We start from the raw sequence: 14986 nt of genomic DNA, 5'->3' as shown, positions 1-14986 counted from the left end.
GGGGATTCGGCGGTTCGGCGAACAACGCGCTCCCGCCTGGTGTACTTTTTCACTAGATAACTGGTGAAATGATTATTTGACCGGGAAGGGCGACCATGAATGCAGGAGAGGTGCCCGCGGTGCGGACGCACCAGCTGGGCAAGAGATATCGCCGCGGGTGGGCGCTGCGCGGTTGTTCGCTGTCGTTGCCCCCGAACCGGGTGGTCGCGCTGGTCGGCCACAACGGGGCGGGCAAGAGCACTCTGATGGGTCTGACCGCCGGTCTGCTCAAGCCGACCGAGGGCGACATCGAGGTGTTCGAGCGGCGGCCCAGCGGAACCGGTGCGCCCGAGGAAGTGGCCTACGTGACCCAGCAGAAGCCGCTCTACACCGGCCTGACCGTGTCGGAGACGCTGCGCTTCGCCGAGCGGATGAACACCCGCTGGGACCAGGCGTACGCGGAGCAGCTCGTCCGGTCGGCGGAGGTGCCGTTCGACGCCAAGGTCGGCAAGCTCTCCGGCGGGCAGCGCACCAGGGTGGCGCTCGCGCTGGCGCTGGGGAAGCGCCCCAGGCTGCTGATGCTCGATGAGCCCCTGGCCGAGCTGGACCCGCTGGCTCGGCAGGCGACTCTGCGCACGCTGCAGGAGGAATCCCGGCAGCACGGCATCGGGATCCTGCTGTCCTCGCACGTGCTGGAAGAACTCGAAGCGGTCTGCGACCACCTGGTGCTGCTGGGCAGCGGCCAGGTGCGGTTGGATGGGTCGGTCGCCGATCTCGTTGCCCGGCACCGCGTTCTGCGGGGAGCCGGGCAGCTGCCCGTTGCGCCGGGTGACGTCGTCGACAGCGTGCACTCCGGGCAGGAGCAGATCCTGATCACCAAGCGCCGCGAGCCGGTGGCAGCATCCGGGTGGCGGGAGCACACGCCCCGGCTGAACGACATCGCGCTGGCCTACATGCGCAACAACGACTACAACGCGGAGGTGGCGGCATGATCTGGGTCGCCTGGCGGCAACATCGCGCACAGCTGATCACCCTGGCCGCCCTGCTGCTGCTCGGCAGCGCGACCGTGCTGGTGCTGCACGCCAGCATGACCGGTGACATCGAGGAGTACGGCCTGCAGGCGTGCCTGTCGATCCGCGAGAAGACCCCCGACTGCGCGCAGATGCGGGTGGAGTTCCAGAAGGAGTGGTTCGATCTGATCAAGGTCGGACAGGGGGTGGTCTTCGCGCTCCCGGTGCTGCTGGGTGCGTTCTTCGCCGCGCCGTTGTTCGCCCGGGAGATCGAGCACGGCACCCACGTGCTCGCCTTCACCCAGTCCGTCAGCCGGCTCCGCTGGATGATCACCAAGGTGGCGGTGCTGCTGCTGCCGTCCGCCGTCGTGGTGGTGGTGCTCCAGTTGCTCGTCGCCCGGTGGGTGGCGGCCGCCGGGCTGCTGGGCCCGTTGCGGAGCGGCCCGTTCCAGTGGCTGAGCTTCGACAGCACCGGGCCGATGCCGGTCGTGCACCTGCTGTTCAGCTTCGCCCTGGGTGCGCTGCTGGGCGCGGCCATGCGGCGTTCGCTGATGGCCTTGTCCACCACGCTCGGCACGCTGGTCGTACTGCGCGTCGTGGTGACCAACGTCGCCCCGAACTTCTTGCCGGTGCAGCGCCTCACCACGTCGGACCCGACGATCAGCGCGACGCCCAGTGAGCCCGGGGCCATGGTGCTGGACTCCGGTTTCCTCGGCAAAGGCGGGCAGCTCCTGCGCCCCGAGTCGTCGGACGTGACCTCCTGCCCGATCGGTGTGGACTTCGGTGCCTGCTACGCGGAGAAGGGTCTGACCGGGAGCTTCGCCGACGTGATCTACCCGTCCGCGGCGCCGGGTCTGCAGCTGGCCGAGTTCGCCGTGTTCGGCCTCGTCGCGGTCTTGCTGCTGGTGGGAACCGCGTGGACGCTGCAACGGCAGCACTGATCCGGCGGCGCCGGGTTCCGCGCTCGGATGAGCGGGGCGGATTATGCTGGGCCGTATGATCGAGTTCCGGATCGACCGTCGTTCCGGGGTCTCCACGTACGTCCAGATCATCCAGCAGGTCAAGCAGGCCATGCGGCTGGGCCTGCTGGGGCCCGGTGACCGGCTGCCCACTGCGCGTGAGGTGGTGGAGGCGACGGCGGTCAATCCGAACACGGTGCTCAAGGCGTACCGCGAACTCGAGCGCGAAGATCTGGTCGAGGCCCGGCGAGGGGTGGGAACCTTCGTGACGCGTTCGCTGGCGAGCGAGCTGACCGCCGTCGAAGCGCCGCTGCGACGCGATCTGGAGGACTGGATGAGCCGCGCGAAGAGCGGTGGTCTCGCCGTGGAGGCCGTCGACGCGCTCTACACTGCCGTCCGAGACGAGCATTTCCACGTTGAGGGGCCGAACGCATCATGAGCGCGTTGCGCACCACCGGGCTGTCCAAGAGCTACGGCCGGAAGCAGGCGCTCCGGGACTGCACCGTCGAACTGCCCGAGGGAAAGGTGATCGGGCTGGTCGGCGCGAACGGCGGGGGCAAGAGCACCTTCCTCGGGCTGGCGGCCGGACTGATCCGGCCGTCTGCCGGGCAGGTGCGGGTGTTCGGTGACGAGGTGCGCGGCCGCCTGCACCCGGACGCGGCGTACCTGCCGCAGCACCGCCCGCTGTACAAGGACTTCACCATCGCGGAGATGATCCGGACGGTGGGCGCCGTGAACCAGCGGTGGTCGCCGGAGCGGGTGGAGGAGGCCCTGGCCGCGCACCCGGAGATGGATCGCAGCAGCCGCGTCAGTTCGTTGTCGCAGGGCATGCGCACCCAGCTCGCGCTCGCACTCTGCCTCGGCCGGCTGCCGAAGCTGCTGCTGCTCGACGAGCCGATGTCGGATCTCGATCCGCTCGCCCGCGAGGACTTCCTCCGGCTGGTGATGACCGATGTCGCCGAGCGCGGGATGACGGTGGTGCTGTCCTCGCACTTTCTCGGCGAGCTGCGCGACGTGTGCGATCACCTCATGCTGCTGCACGCCGGGCAGGTGCTGCTCAACGGTGATGTCGAGGAGATCCTCGACGACCACCTCGACGTCATCGGCCCGGCCGACGACGGATCGTCGGTCACCGGCACGGTGATCCACACGAGGCGAACGGGCCGGCAGCAGCGCTCGCTCGTGCGCACCCCGGGCTCGCTCGCGGCGGGCTGGGAGGGGCAGCGGCCGGAACTCGAAGGGCTCGTGACGGACTACCTGCGGGCCCGGCAGGGAAGTCGCTGATCACCGTGATCGGACCCGGGCAGGTCAACCGCTGCAGCGGCTTTCACGTCCCGGGGATCCGCGTCGCAATTGGACAGTGCCGACTCCTCCGGCTGCCGGAACGTCGAGCGCGAGTCCACAATGGACGTGTCCGGTGGCGTCGGTCTGATCGCGGTCGCGCACGCGCTCATGCGCGTTCCTGACGACCGGTGAACGCTTCGAGGAGTGTTGCAGGCGCAGCGCTACCAGGAGCAGGAGCGCGGCGGTCGTTGCCGAAACGGTGGTGAATCCCGCGACCAGCACCGTGACGATGGCCGCGATGGCGATGACCACACCGGCCGCGGCGAGCCCGGGCGTGCGACGAGGAGGCCCGGCGGTCCCGCGCTCGAATCGGCCCAGGCGGCCGGCGAGCGGGATGAGGACCAGCGCGATCCCGGCCAACCACGGGCCCCGGGTCAGCCACCACGCGGCGCCGAGCGGCTCCGGCCAGGGGAATCCCAGCACCAGCAGCACGGCGGCGAGCAGCACCACGGCGGGCATGTGCCAGAGGTAGATGGTCAGCGAATGCTTGCCGATCAGGTCGACGGAGGCGCGCAGGCCCGGCCGTCCCATGAGGACCGCCAGGCGAGCGGTGACGAGCGACAGCAGGCACACCTGGACGACGCCGAGCAGCATCAGGTTGATGGTCGGCGGGTTGAGGTTGGCCAGCATGTCGGCTGGGTAGGGACCGGTGGTCGTATTGGTCAGCAGCAACGCGAACGCGCCGAGCGCCACACCCAGCAGCACGCTGTTCGACCGGAACCGGAACCAGCCGTCGGCGTACCAGAACCCGATCTGCTGGATGGCCAGCCAGACGAACGCGAGGTTGACGAACCCGATCTGCGGCGAAGCGGTGGCGATCGACAGCACGTCGACGCCGAGCGAGAACGCGACGAGCAGCGCAAGCGTTGCCCGCGGCGCTCGCTCGTGCAGCCGGCTCATCAGCGGGACCAGCGCGGACGTCCCCAGGTAGACGCCGATGAACCACATCGGCTGGCCCATCCGGAACCCGACCTGTGCGAGCAGGTCCGGCGAGACCCCAGCCGCGCTCGCCAGCGCCAGCGCGGCTGCGATCGCCGAGAACGCGACCAGCGCGGGCCGCGCGAGCCGGGCGAGGCGGGTCCGGACGAAATCGGCCGGCGCCGCACCGGCGTCGCGCATTCGGCGCCACTGCGTGATGCCCGCGAATCCGCCGACGACGAAGAACAACGGCATCACCTGGATGATCCAGGAGACCGGGGTGAACCACCGCTGGTTCTCCAGGGCGTTCGTGATCTGGATGCCCGACGCGCTGACCTCGATGCCCGCCATCATGGCGTGCAGGACGACGACCACCACCAGGCAGGCCGACCGGACCAGGTCGAGGACCCGGTCGCGGGATGGTCCTGGGCCGACGGGCGGCGCCGGTGCCGGTGCCGGTGCCGGTGCAAAAGGTGTGCGCAGATTGGCCACTGTCGCTTCTCCCGTGAATGAGTCCGGACGAATTCCGGACCGGAAAAGCGTATGAATTCGGCGGCCTGATCGCGTCCGTCCCGGGAGCGCATTCAGGACCCCTACCGCGGTAGTGGGTGGGGCGCCCACTACCTCCCCGGTACTGGGCCCATCACGTGCCGGTGGCGGAGACCAGGCCGCATTCGTAGGCGGCGATGACGGCCTGCACCCGGTCGCGGACCCCGAGCTTGCCGATGATGCGGCTGACGTGGCTCTTCACGGTCTGCTCGGTGATGAACAACGCGCCGGCGATCTCGTTGTTCGAAAGCCCTTGCGCGACGAGGAGCAGCACCTCGCGCTCCCGTTCGGTGAGCGCCGCCAGCCGCGGTGCGGTCTTCTGGCGCGGCGGGGCGGACCGGGCGAAGTGCTCGATCATCCGGCGCGTGACCGTCGGTGCCAGCAGCGCCTCGCCGCCGGCGACCACGCGCACCGCCGAAACCAGGTCGGCGGGCAGCGCGTCCTTGAGCAGGAAGCCGCTGGCCCCCGCCCGGATCGCCTCGTACACGTAGTCGTCGATGTCGAAGGTCGTCAGCATCAGCACGCGGGGCACGTGCCCGACGCTCGCGGGCGGGTGCATCAGCTGCCGCGTCGTGTCGATCCCGTTGAGCACCGGCATCCGCACGTCCATCACGACGACGTCCGGGTGGCGGGCGTGGCTGATCTCGATTGCGCGCGCGCCGTTCTCCGCCTCGCCGACCACCTCCATGTCGGGCTGGGCGTCGAGCAGGGCGGCGAACCCGGCGCGCACCATGGCCTGGTCGTCGACGACGATCACCTTGATGGTCATTGGTCTTTTTCATCCTCGTTTTGAGTGGCGGTGCGGGTAGCGGAACCTCAGAGGTTCCCTGGACTGCGGGTGCCCCTCCTGATGTATGACCAATACACGGCGGAGGGGCCGTCCTCGCCAGGAAACCTCTGAGAACCCGCGGCGGTGCCGGTTGCGTAGGTGGGCCCGAAAGCGCCTTTGGCGCTTGGCGACAGCTTGCACGGTCGCAGCAGGTCATGCGCCGCGGTCACGGTCGCCGACCAGGATGAAGAAACCTCATTGGTCTTCCCGCTCCTGCGAATCGTTTCCGGCCGTGTGCAGCGGGAGAACCGCGCGTACTTCGTAGCCGCCGTCATCGAGATGTCTGAAGTGGACGTTCCCGCCGACGATCGCGGCCCGCTCCTGCATGCCGACGAGACCGTGCCCGCCGCCCTGAACCGGGGTCACCGCCCGGTCCGGGGCGCTGTTGCGCACGGTGATCGTCAGCTCACCGCCGGAGCGGGCGAAATGCACCTCGGTGCGCGCGCCGGGGGCGTGCCTGGTCACGTTGCTCAGCGCTTCCTGCACGATGCGGAACGCCGCGATGCCCGCGATCTCGCTGCCCGTCCCGTCTTCCAGCAACTCCGTGCCGTGCGCGGAAACGTCCACGCCCGCGCGGCCTGCGCTGTCGATCAGCTCCGGAATGCGGGCCAAACCCGGTTGCGGAACCAGCTCGCCGCCGGTCTGGCCGTTGCGCAGCACGCCCAGTACGCTGCGCATCTCGCCCAACGCCTGCCGGGACGCCGCCGCCATCTCGTCGAACTCCGCGATGAGACGCGGGTCGAGGTTCGCGTGCCGGTACTGCGCCGTGGTCGCTTGCACGTTGATCAGCGACATGCTGTGCGCGATCACGTCGTGCAGTTCGCGGGCGATCCGCGTCTTCTCCTCGGCTATCACGCGCTTGGCGTGTTCATCGGCGCTGAGCCTGCGTTCCTGCACGAGCTGCGAGGAGATCTGCCGCCACTGCCGCACCACCAGCGCCCCGCCGAACACGCCACCGGTGACCGCGCCGAACACGATGAGGTTTCCCGCCACGGCATTCGCCGGCACGCTCTGCGGCACGAGCACGGCAGCCCCGACAGCTGCCGCGACGCCACCGAGCCAGCATCGCAGGCCGGCCGGCCACGCCTGGTGCACGCCGAGCACGCTGATCAGCAGCCCGTGACCGATCAGCGTCGTCACCGAGACCGGCCAGATGGCCGCGGGATCGTCGCTGCGGGCCGCCATCGCGAGCAGGAACACGGCCGAACAGGAGATGGCGGTCGCCGACCGCGGGTAGAAGGGCGCTAGGCCGATCGATCCAGCCTGGGCGATGCTGAGCAAGAACGCCAACATCAACGGCATCCCGAGCACCACGGCGTTGACGGGGACCGCCACGGCTGCCAGCGCCAGCGCGAGAACACCGAGCACGGCCCAAACCCAGACAACGGGCTTCACCTGGGGGCGCGGCTGCTCATCCGGATCGCGCCTGCGCTTGGACTTCGCCATCGGGGGAGGCTCAACTCCGCAGCTCGTAGAGATCTCCGCCGAGCCTACCCGCAGCCCAAAACCGCCCGCCCGACCCATATCGAAGGTCTCTGTCCGGCGGCCGACGCCCCGGCCGACAAGCCGGTCAACTGGAGCGCGTGACCGAGGCGTCGCGTTCGGCTCGCCCCGGGTTGCAGTGTGCCTCCGCGCCGGTGCTCTGGATTACGCCGATAACAGGGCGCCCAGGTCGAGCGCATGGTGTCCCGACTGGTCCGCGAGAACCGTACGCGGCAGTCGCCGAGTAGGTCAGGAACGCCGATGCGGTCGCGGACCAAAAGGGTTCCTGTCGAACTGACAATAAGGTACTGTTCCCGGCGTGGTCGAAGAGTTGTGGACGCCGCCGGAGGTTCTGGTCACGGTTGACCTCGTAATCCTCACGCTGCGAGAGGCAGGGCTTCGTGTGCTGCTCGTGGAGCGCGGCGTCGAGCCGTATCGGGGGGCGCGGGCTCTCCCGGGTGGTTTTCTGAACAATGCCGGCGAGGACGTTCTGGATGCTGCTCATCGCGAGTTGAGCGAGGAGGCGGCTCTGGATGGCGTCCAGCTGCACTTGGAGCAGTTGGGTGCCTACGGAGCTCCTGACCGTGATCCGCGTGGCCGGGTGATCTCGGTGGCGTATCTGGCGATCGCTCCAGGGCTTCCGGAGCCGGTCGCCGGCACTGATGCGGCAAGCGCTGGCTGGGAGCCGGTTGAGGAGGTCTTGTCCGGCCGTTTGGATTTGGCCTTCGACCATCGTCAGATCGTGGCCGATGGGGTGGAGCGGGCGCGGGGCAAACTTGAGCATTCGGCGTTGGCGACCGCGTTCTGCGGTGAGCCTTTCACGATCGCGGAGCTGCAGCAGGTCTACGAAGCCGTGTGGGGTGTCGAGCTGGATCCGCGGAACTTCTATCGGAAGGTCCAGAAGGTTCCAGGGTTCATCGAGTCAGCGGGGGAGGAGCGCAGGACCACGAAGGGCAGGCCCGCGCGGTTGTTCCGGGCAGGGTCGGCGGCAGCGTTGCACCCGCCGTTGGTCCGGCCCGAATCATCGACGAGTGAGGGAGCGCGATGACGGAGAACCTGGTGGTGGTGCTCACCGCCTTGAACCTCGAGTACGAAGCGGTGCGCCGCAGACTGGTCGATCCGCAGGTATGCCTGCATGAACGGGGCACCCGCTTCGAGGTCGGCAGCTTGCGCGGTACGAGCTGCCGGTTGGCACTTGCGCTGACGGGTAAAGGAAATCAGCCCGCGGCAGTACTGGCCGAGCGGGCGATCCAGGAATTCGAACCGGCTGCCGTGCTGTTCGTCGGTGTTGCTGGAGCTCTTTGGGATGCGACGCCGCTGGGCGACGTGGTGGTGGCCACGCACGTGTACGCCTACCACGGCGGAACCAGTGAAGATGACGGGCTCAAAGCTCGGCCCCGGGTCTGGGAGGCGGAGCACGGGATCAGTCAGCTCGCGTCCCACGTCGCCAGGATCGGTGACTGGGCGGAGGGCGTGTCTTCGGCACAGCATCGACCGAAGGTCCACTTTGGCGCAATCGCGGCAGGCGAGATCGTGCACAACTCTAGGATCTCCTACGAGGCGGAGTGGATCCGTGATCATTACAACGATGCGCTCGCGATCGAGATGGAATCTGCCGGCGTAGCTCAGGCCGGGCATCTCAACGGTTCCCCGGTGGCCGTCGTGCGGGGTATCAGCGATAGAGCAGATGGAACCAAGAACACCGACGACGACGGACGGTGGCAGCCGCTGGCTGCGGACAGCGCGGCGGCCTTCGCCGCTCGCCTCGCCGAGTCGCTGATCAAGGAGCGGGAGCAAGTTCCCATGTACCGAAGCCACAGGGCCAGCGCCGGTGACGGCACCACCAACATCGCGAACGGGCCAGTCGGTATCCAGGCCAGGGAGGTGACCAACAGTGTCGTCTCGATAGGTACGGTGTCGCCGGTGCCGGACTCGGTTGATCTCGTCGTTGAGCTGGCTGCCGTCCGTGATGAGTTGGCGCGGGCGCGTTCGGTCGGCAAGCTTGACGGCGCCACCTATGCGGCGGCGGAAGACGAACTCGACATCGCTGAGAAGGCGCTGAAAGAGAACACAACCGAGGGCAAGGGCAAGTTCGTTGTCGCGCTCAAGCGGCTCCGGGGATTGATCGAGGAGACCGCTGAGGTGGCGGCAAAGGTCGCGACGTTAATCACGGCGGTGAATGGACTGTCATGAGCGAGCACAAGGCGACCACGAACAACACCGCCAAGCCCGGCTCCGCCGTGGGCATCCAGGCCGAGCAGGTGCACAACTCCACGGTGTACCAAGTGCTTCCCGACGATCCCCCTGAACAGAAGTACCAGATCGGTGTGCGCTACCTGAGGGACGGTGTGCCCTTGCGCGCTCGCGAGCTGATCGCAGACGCCATGGCAAGAGGGCACGACACCGCAGAGGTGCGGTTCCACTGGGTGTTGGCCATGCTCAGCAAGCGGTCGTATCGCGACCTCTCTCCTGACGAACGAACTGGACTGGAAGAACTACCGAGGCACCTCGCCAAGTACCGGGACAGCGAGTGGAAACTCGCTTTGGAAGCGATTGGCGAGCTGCTCGATCATCTCGACCGCGCTGAGGGAAATCCTGGGTCGGCGCTGGAAAAGCTGAAAGCATTGCAGCCGCGGCTGCGTGACAAGATCGTGCGCCACTGTGGTCTCGTCTTGACCGGCGGTATGAAAGACAGCTTCTGGGTGGAGACCTGCCGCGCCGCTCGTCAAGGGCAGCTCAGCGGAGATCGACCTGGCCGCGTGTGGGCGTACTTTCAACCCAGCCCGATCCCCGCGCGCGTCCGGCGAGCTGCGGAGAACGCCGCTACGCCCGGTGATTACGCCCGCGCCGTCATATCAACGGGATTCCTCTCTCTCGCCGTCGGATACCTCGGCTGGGTTCTCATGCAGAACCCGGAACCGGTACCGGTAATCGCTTACCTGGCTGCTTTGGCAGCCGGATGTGTCGCTGCCAAGACCGGGTTCGAGTGGCGGTACCGTGCGCAACGAGTCAAGGACAAAGATCAAGCTCACTTCGCCCGTCTCGATGACCGCGACGACCTGGAACCTGGGTTCGCCAAACGGGTCGATGAGTATTTCCGGTACTACTCGTACAAGTACGCACCGAGCGACATGGATCCCGTCGTCTGGCTCGGGGAAACGAGAAGCACTCGCCGTTTGCTGCGTGACGAGATAGTTGAGATCTACCGTGAGAGCAGGATCCCCGTCGGCCGGGTCACGTGGCTGATCCGGTACCTGATTCGTGAGGTCAGGAAGGACTGGAAAAATGGGGTGCTTTTCGCGTATCGCACGCAGTACAAGACGTCATTGTCCACAAAGGCCTCGTGTCTCGTCGCCGTTGCGATCACGGCTTTTGCGGCGGCGGCCATCGTCGAGGCAGCGATGCGCACGGGACCGCTCGCTGCATGGGGCGCCGTGATCCTGGCGTTTGTGAGTGGACGAATCGCCACGGCCCGCTGGTTGTACATCTTCACCGAACACCGGCGATTCGCGGATGAAACGCGGGAATGTGCACGTGCTCTGGAGGCTCGGGAAGCAGAGTACCGGCGATGGAAGGACAAGCTGGAGTCCATATGCCCGGCCGAGAGCGAGATGGAGGCATGGCTGGAAGCGGACAAGGTCAAACTCGTCGACGAAGCGCTGCGGCACTACAGGCTCGCATGGCGTGACATCATTGCCTACGCCATCGTGCAAACTCCGGCGAAAACCTGCAAGCGAGCACGTGTCAAGGGCGGGCCCTGGCGCTATTCCAAGTATGATCTCCACCTGTTCTTGATCACGAAGGACGGTGTCCGCGAGCTCGCCACGCAACTCGACTTCGAACACGTCTCGTTCCGAGGGCACAAGCGCGGTAATTTTCGCTTCGACGCGGTGTCCTCGCTACACGTGATCAAGTCGGCGGAGTACGACTACACGTTGGAACTCACCCTGACTAACGGCCCCTCCCGCATCATCGAAGTCTCCGAGCCCGAGCGGAACATCGAACAGCCCGCCGAGGACGAACCCGGACTCGCAAAGATCAGTCTCGACTCCACCGGGTTCGCTCACGCGCTGCACGTGCTCGAAGGAATTGCGGCAGAGGGCAAAGCATGGATCGAGCGCGACGCTCGAGCCAAGGATCGGGTCTACAGTTGTGCACCTGGGGCCGATTCCTTCGTCTAAGCGGTGCTTCGCAAAGAGCAGCTCCGCCGGGCGCGCGGTTGGGAAGAAGCTGGCGAGCTCGTCAGTTCAGGTCAGGGGTGGTACGCCAGCCAGGATGCTCCCGCCAACCGCCCACGTCGTCTCCAGTACAACAGACATCGTTCTGCGGACCTTGCTCATAAAACCGCCCCCATCGCTCTTCTTCTCGTGGTCACCTGGCTTTTTGTTTCCTAGGACCAGACTTGCAGACCTTACAAGCACGAGAACAACGATGGCGAGAAAGAAGCAGAGCCACGTCGGAATCGAACCGATCGCCCCTACCCCTAGCCTCAACTGACGAGCACAGTGACTGTTCCACGTCGGCAAGCTTTGTGCAAGCATCGTGCGGTGTTCGTCTCGTAACATGCGGAAGTGGCGGAGCCCTGCTGTTCGAAAGAGTCGCCGACGTACGTGCGTGTGCGTTGCACACGCCGAAAAGGCCGATCTATAGCTGAGGTCCCGGTTCCTGAGCCCGGGACCTCGGCTTCCGCAGGTCAGGCCGTTGCCGCGGCTGCGGCCCGGCCCGCTTGGCGGCCGGAGAACAGGCAGCCGCCGAGGAAAGTGCCCTCCAGCGCGCGGTAGCCGTGGACCCCGCCGCCGCCGAAGCCCGATACCTCGCCCGCGGCGTACAGCCCGGGGATCGGGACGGCTCGCGCGTCCAGGACCCGGCCGGACAGGTCGGTCTGGAGGCCGCCGAGCGTCTTGCGCGTCAGGATGTTCATCCTGATGGCGATCAGCGGACCGGCGTCCGGGTCCAGGATCTTGTGCAGGGGCGTGGTGCGCGCGAGGAGATCGCCGGAGTAGGCCAGCGAGTTGCGGATCCCCATGATCTGTTCGTCCTTGGTGAAGTTGTTGTCCACCTGGCGGTCCCGCATGGCGATCTGGCGCTCCAGGTCGCCGGGATCCACGAGGTCCGCACCGGCCAGCCGGTTCATCCCGGCCACCAGCTCCGGCAGGGTTCGCGCGACGACGAAGTCCTCGCCCCGGTCCTGGAACGCCTTGACCGGTGGCGGAGTCGAGTTCAGCAGCCTGCTCGCCAGGTAGCCCGCCAGGTCCTTCCTGGTCAGTTCCGGGTTCTGCTCGGAACCGGAGAGGACGAACTCCTTGTCGATGATCCGCTGGTTCAGCACGAACCACGAGTAGTCGTAGCCGGTGTCCTTGATCAGCTTGAGCGTTCCGAGGGTGTCGTAGCTCGGGATGCCGGGATTCGGGAACCGGCGGCCGCGCGCGTCGAACCACAGCGAGGACGGCGCGGCGAGCACCCGGATGCCGTGGTCGGGCCAGATCGGGCTGTGGTTGGCCAGTCCCTCCGTGTAGTGCCACATGCGGTCGCGGTTGACCAGCCGGGCACCGGCCCGCTCGCTGATGGCCAGCATCCGGCCGTCCACGTGGGCCGGCACGCCGGTCACCATGCGCTTCGGCGGTGCGCCCAGCCGGTCCGGCCAGTTCTGCCGGACGAGGTCCTGGTTGCCGCCGATCCCGCCGGAGGTGACGATCACCACCGGCGCGTGCAGTTCGAAATCGCCGACCCTGGTGCGGGAACTCGGCGTGCCGCGTGGCGCGTCGCTGGGCTCCAGGACACCGCCCCGCACGCCGTCGACGACGCCGTTGGTGATCGTGAGCTCGTCCACCTGGTGGCGGAACCGGAAGGAGACCAGGCCCTGCGCGGCGGCCTCGCGCACCTTCTTCTCGAACGGCTCCATGACGCCGGGGCCGGTGCCGAGCGTGAGGTGGAAGCGGGGGACCGAATTGCCCGGCCCGTCCGCGAGCTGGCCGCCCCGCTCGGCCCAGCCGACGATGGGCACCCACCGCACACCCATCCCGTGCAGCCAGGACCGCTTCTCCGTCACGGCGAATTCCAGGTACGCCTCGGCCCAGCGGGCAGCCCAGTAGTCCTCGCCCAGCGGGTCCTCGGTGCCGCGGTCGAAACCGGCGTTGCCGAACCAGTCCGCGCGGGCCAGTTCCAGCGAGTCGCGGATCCCCGCCAGCCGCTGCTCCGCGGAGTCGATGAAGAACAGCCCGCCGAGCGACCAGAACGCCTGCCCGCCGAGGCTGGCTTCGGGTTCCTGGTCCAGGAGCAGGACCTTGCGGCCCGCGGCCGCCAGCTCCGCGGTGGCCACCAGCCCTGCCAGGCCGCCGCCCACGACGATCGCGTCGGCATCGGCACCCGAGGCGGGGTGCGGTGCGGCGGCTGCGGCAGCTGTGGGCAAGGCCGCGCTCACTGCGGCCGCACCGCCGGTGATGAGCACGGAGCGCCGGCTGATCCGGCCGTTCCCGCGAGAGTTCATAGCATCCCCTGTTGCCGTTCGATCTTCCCTGACGACGTGCGGCCGACCGCAAGTTACCTCTGGGTAAGGTTCTGGTCACCATGCTGGACCCCGCACGAGGGGAGTGGTGGTGGTGAGTTCTCCAGTCTTGGGAGGTCATCGTTGTGATCGAATCCAACGCGGTCGAACTCCGCTGGCGCGGCGAACCGCTCCACCAGGTGCTCGCCGCCGCCGCGCCCGCGCTGGTGCCCGCCGTGCTCGCGCAGGTGATCGCCGAGTTGCCCGCGTACGCCGAACTGCCGGAGGAGGAGCTGCGCGGGGACATCACCCGGATCATCGAGCGGGGCATGGCGATGGTCGGGCGGATGTTGCGCAACGGCGGCGCCCCCGACCCGAAGTCGCTGACCGACCTGCGCGAGGACATCCTGCACCGGGCCGAAGAGGGCGTGCCGATCGAGGCGGTGCTCAACGCGCACAACGTGGGTGTCCGGGTGGCGTGGGAGCACTTCAGCGCGCAGGCCCGGCCGGAGGACATGCACGCCCTGGTCGGGGTGGTGGACCTCGTGCTCCGCTACCTGCGCGAGATCACCTCGGTGGCCTCGTCCGTGTACTTCCAGGAGCGGGACACCTTCCTGGCCGATGCGCACGCCGCGAAGCAAGACCTGCTGGCGGCGTTGCTGACCGGGGGCGATTCGATCGACGCGGCGGCCCGGCTGGGGATCCGGTTGGCCGGCAGCTACGCGGTGCTCGACGTGGAGATCGCCGCGCATCCGGACGAGTCCGCGCCGGGTACCAACGCGGACGTGGCGCGGTGGCGGAAGCTCCGCCGGTTCCGCGCGGAACTGGAACGCCGGTCGCCGCAACCGCTGCTGTCCCGGCTCAACAAGCACGGCGGGGTGGTGCTGCTGGCCCGCGACGACGCGGCCGATCCGGACCGGCGCGTCCACGACCTGGTCCTGGCCGCGGGCGCGGCTGCGGGCGCCGACGTGACGGTGGGCGCGGTACCGGCGTCCGTCCCCGGTATCCCCGAAGCCGCGCGGACCGCGCACGAGTTGCGCCGGCTCGCGGTGGCCGGGCGTCCACCGGGGATCTACACGCTCGACGAACTAGCGCTGGACTACCAGCTCACCCGCCCCGGCCCGGCCCGCGACGTGCTGGCGGGAAAGCTCCGCGCGATCGAGGACGAACCAGACCTGCTGGAAACGCTGTGCACCCACCTCGGCACGGGCCTGAACCGGCGCCGCACCGCCCGCAGACTGCACGTCCACCCGAACACGGTCGATTACCGGATGCGCAAGGTCGCCGAACTCACGGGCCTGAACCCCGCGGACCCAACGGACGCGGCGCACCTGCGAGCCGCCCTCATCGCCCGCACCCCGCACTGATTCCCCGCCAGGGAGGTGCGGCCGCGTCCGTGATCATCGGATGGTTCCGTTCCGCATCTGCGGAA

The 14986-nt window shown here is 67.9% G+C and carries 12 protein-coding genes; 8 read left to right on the top strand and 4 right to left on the bottom strand.

From position 1 onward, the window contains the following. The first annotated feature begins 119 nt into the window (after positions 1–119). From AC07FN_RS35135 to AC07FN_RS35120, 4 genes are read left to right on the top strand one after another with little or no spacing between them, the layout of a single operon-like run. A complete protein-coding gene (locus tag AC07FN_RS35135; RefSeq protein ID WP_478399507.1) occupies positions 120–971 on the top strand; it encodes an ABC transporter ATP-binding protein in 852 nt (283 codons plus the stop codon). Then, positions 968–1930, top strand: a complete 963-nt coding sequence (locus AC07FN_RS35130; protein WP_478399506.1) for a hypothetical protein — start codon at positions 968–970, stop codon at positions 1928–1930. The genes AC07FN_RS35135 and AC07FN_RS35130 overlap by 4 nt, the downstream gene beginning before the upstream one ends. A gap of 55 nt (positions 1931–1985) precedes the next feature. Continuing rightward, positions 1986–2387, top strand: coding sequence for a GntR family transcriptional regulator (locus tag AC07FN_RS35125; RefSeq protein ID WP_478399505.1), 402 nt, complete (start codon positions 1986–1988; stop codon positions 2385–2387). Continuing rightward, entirely contained in the window at positions 2384–3232 is an 849-nt protein-coding gene (locus AC07FN_RS35120) for an ABC transporter ATP-binding protein (RefSeq protein ID WP_478399504.1), read from the top strand. Before AC07FN_RS35125 ends, AC07FN_RS35120 begins: the two co-directional genes overlap by 4 nt. Positions 3233–3256: 24 nt before the next feature. Here the strand turns inward: AC07FN_RS35120 and AC07FN_RS35115 are convergent, their stop codons facing one another. From AC07FN_RS35115 to AC07FN_RS35105, 3 genes are all read right to left on the bottom strand, one after another. Further along, complete coding sequence (locus AC07FN_RS35115) at positions 3257–4702, bottom strand: acyltransferase family protein (protein ID WP_478399503.1); 1446 nt, start codon at positions 4700–4702, stop codon at positions 3257–3259. Positions 4703–4853: 151 nt separating this feature from the next. Next, positions 4854–5528: a response regulator gene (locus AC07FN_RS35110; protein WP_478399502.1), complete on the bottom strand. Its 675-nt coding sequence runs from the start codon at positions 5526–5528 to the stop codon at positions 4854–4856. A gap of 255 nt (positions 5529–5783) precedes the next feature. Next, positions 5784–7034, bottom strand: coding sequence for a sensor histidine kinase (locus tag AC07FN_RS35105; protein ID WP_478399501.1), 1251 nt, complete (start codon positions 7032–7034; stop codon positions 5784–5786). Between the two features lie 355 nt (positions 7035–7389). Between AC07FN_RS35105 and AC07FN_RS35100 the strand changes: the two genes are divergently transcribed. From AC07FN_RS35100 to AC07FN_RS35090, 3 genes are read left to right on the top strand one after another with little or no spacing between them, the layout of a single operon-like run. Further along, positions 7390–8118: an NUDIX hydrolase gene (locus AC07FN_RS35100; protein WP_478399500.1), complete on the top strand. Its 729-nt coding sequence runs from the start codon at positions 7390–7392 to the stop codon at positions 8116–8118. Beyond that, the gene (locus AC07FN_RS35095; RefSeq protein WP_478399499.1) at positions 8115–9263 is read left to right on the top strand and encodes a 5'-methylthioadenosine/S-adenosylhomocysteine nucleosidase family protein; all 1149 of its coding nucleotides are present in this window, start codon (positions 8115–8117) and stop codon (positions 9261–9263) included. The genes AC07FN_RS35100 and AC07FN_RS35095 overlap by 4 nt, the downstream gene beginning before the upstream one ends. Then, positions 9260–11251: a hypothetical protein gene (locus AC07FN_RS35090; protein ID WP_478399498.1), complete on the top strand. Its 1992-nt coding sequence runs from the start codon at positions 9260–9262 to the stop codon at positions 11249–11251. The genes AC07FN_RS35095 and AC07FN_RS35090 overlap by 4 nt, the downstream gene beginning before the upstream one ends. Positions 11252–11763: 512 nt before the next feature. On the opposite strand, the gene AC07FN_RS35085 is transcribed toward AC07FN_RS35090, so the two are convergent. Beyond that, positions 11764–13557, bottom strand: coding sequence for an FAD-binding dehydrogenase (locus AC07FN_RS35085; RefSeq protein ID WP_478399497.1), 1794 nt, complete (start codon positions 13555–13557; stop codon positions 11764–11766). 143 nt (positions 13558–13700) lie between these two features. Between AC07FN_RS35085 and AC07FN_RS35080 the strand changes: the two genes are divergently transcribed. Beyond that, positions 13701–14921: a PucR family transcriptional regulator gene (locus AC07FN_RS35080; RefSeq protein ID WP_478399496.1), complete on the top strand. Its 1221-nt coding sequence runs from the start codon at positions 13701–13703 to the stop codon at positions 14919–14921. Positions 14922–14986 lie beyond the last annotated feature (65 nt).

It is taken from the genome of Saccharopolyspora sp. NPDC045941 (assembly GCF_056431445.1).
Note: the sequence above shows the minus strand (reverse complement) of the source record. Positions and strands in the feature narration are given on the sequence as shown.

What these genes read in the sequence shown, in the direction of transcription:
- AC07FN_RS35095 (WP_478399499.1), top strand. Translation starts at nt 8,115, where the DNA reads ATGACGGAGAACCTGGTGGTGGTGCTCACCGCCTTGAACCTCGAGTAC.
- AC07FN_RS35105 (WP_478399501.1), bottom strand. Translation starts at nt 7,034, where the DNA reads ATGGCGAAGTCCAAGCGCAGGCGCGATCCGGATGAGCAGCCGCGCCCC.
- AC07FN_RS35085 (WP_478399497.1), bottom strand. Translation starts at nt 13,557, where the DNA reads ATGAACTCTCGCGGGAACGGCCGGATCAGCCGGCGCTCCGTGCTCATC.
- AC07FN_RS35125 (WP_478399505.1), top strand. Translation starts at nt 1,986, where the DNA reads ATGATCGAGTTCCGGATCGACCGTCGTTCCGGGGTCTCCACGTACGTC.
- AC07FN_RS35120 (WP_478399504.1), top strand. Translation starts at nt 2,384, where the DNA reads ATGAGCGCGTTGCGCACCACCGGGCTGTCCAAGAGCTACGGCCGGAAG.
- AC07FN_RS35130 (WP_478399506.1), top strand. Translation starts at nt 968, where the DNA reads ATGATCTGGGTCGCCTGGCGGCAACATCGCGCACAGCTGATCACCCTG.
- AC07FN_RS35090 (WP_478399498.1), top strand. Translation starts at nt 9,260, where the DNA reads ATGAGCGAGCACAAGGCGACCACGAACAACACCGCCAAGCCCGGCTCC.
- AC07FN_RS35110 (WP_478399502.1), bottom strand. Translation starts at nt 5,528, where the DNA reads ATGACCATCAAGGTGATCGTCGTCGACGACCAGGCCATGGTGCGCGCC.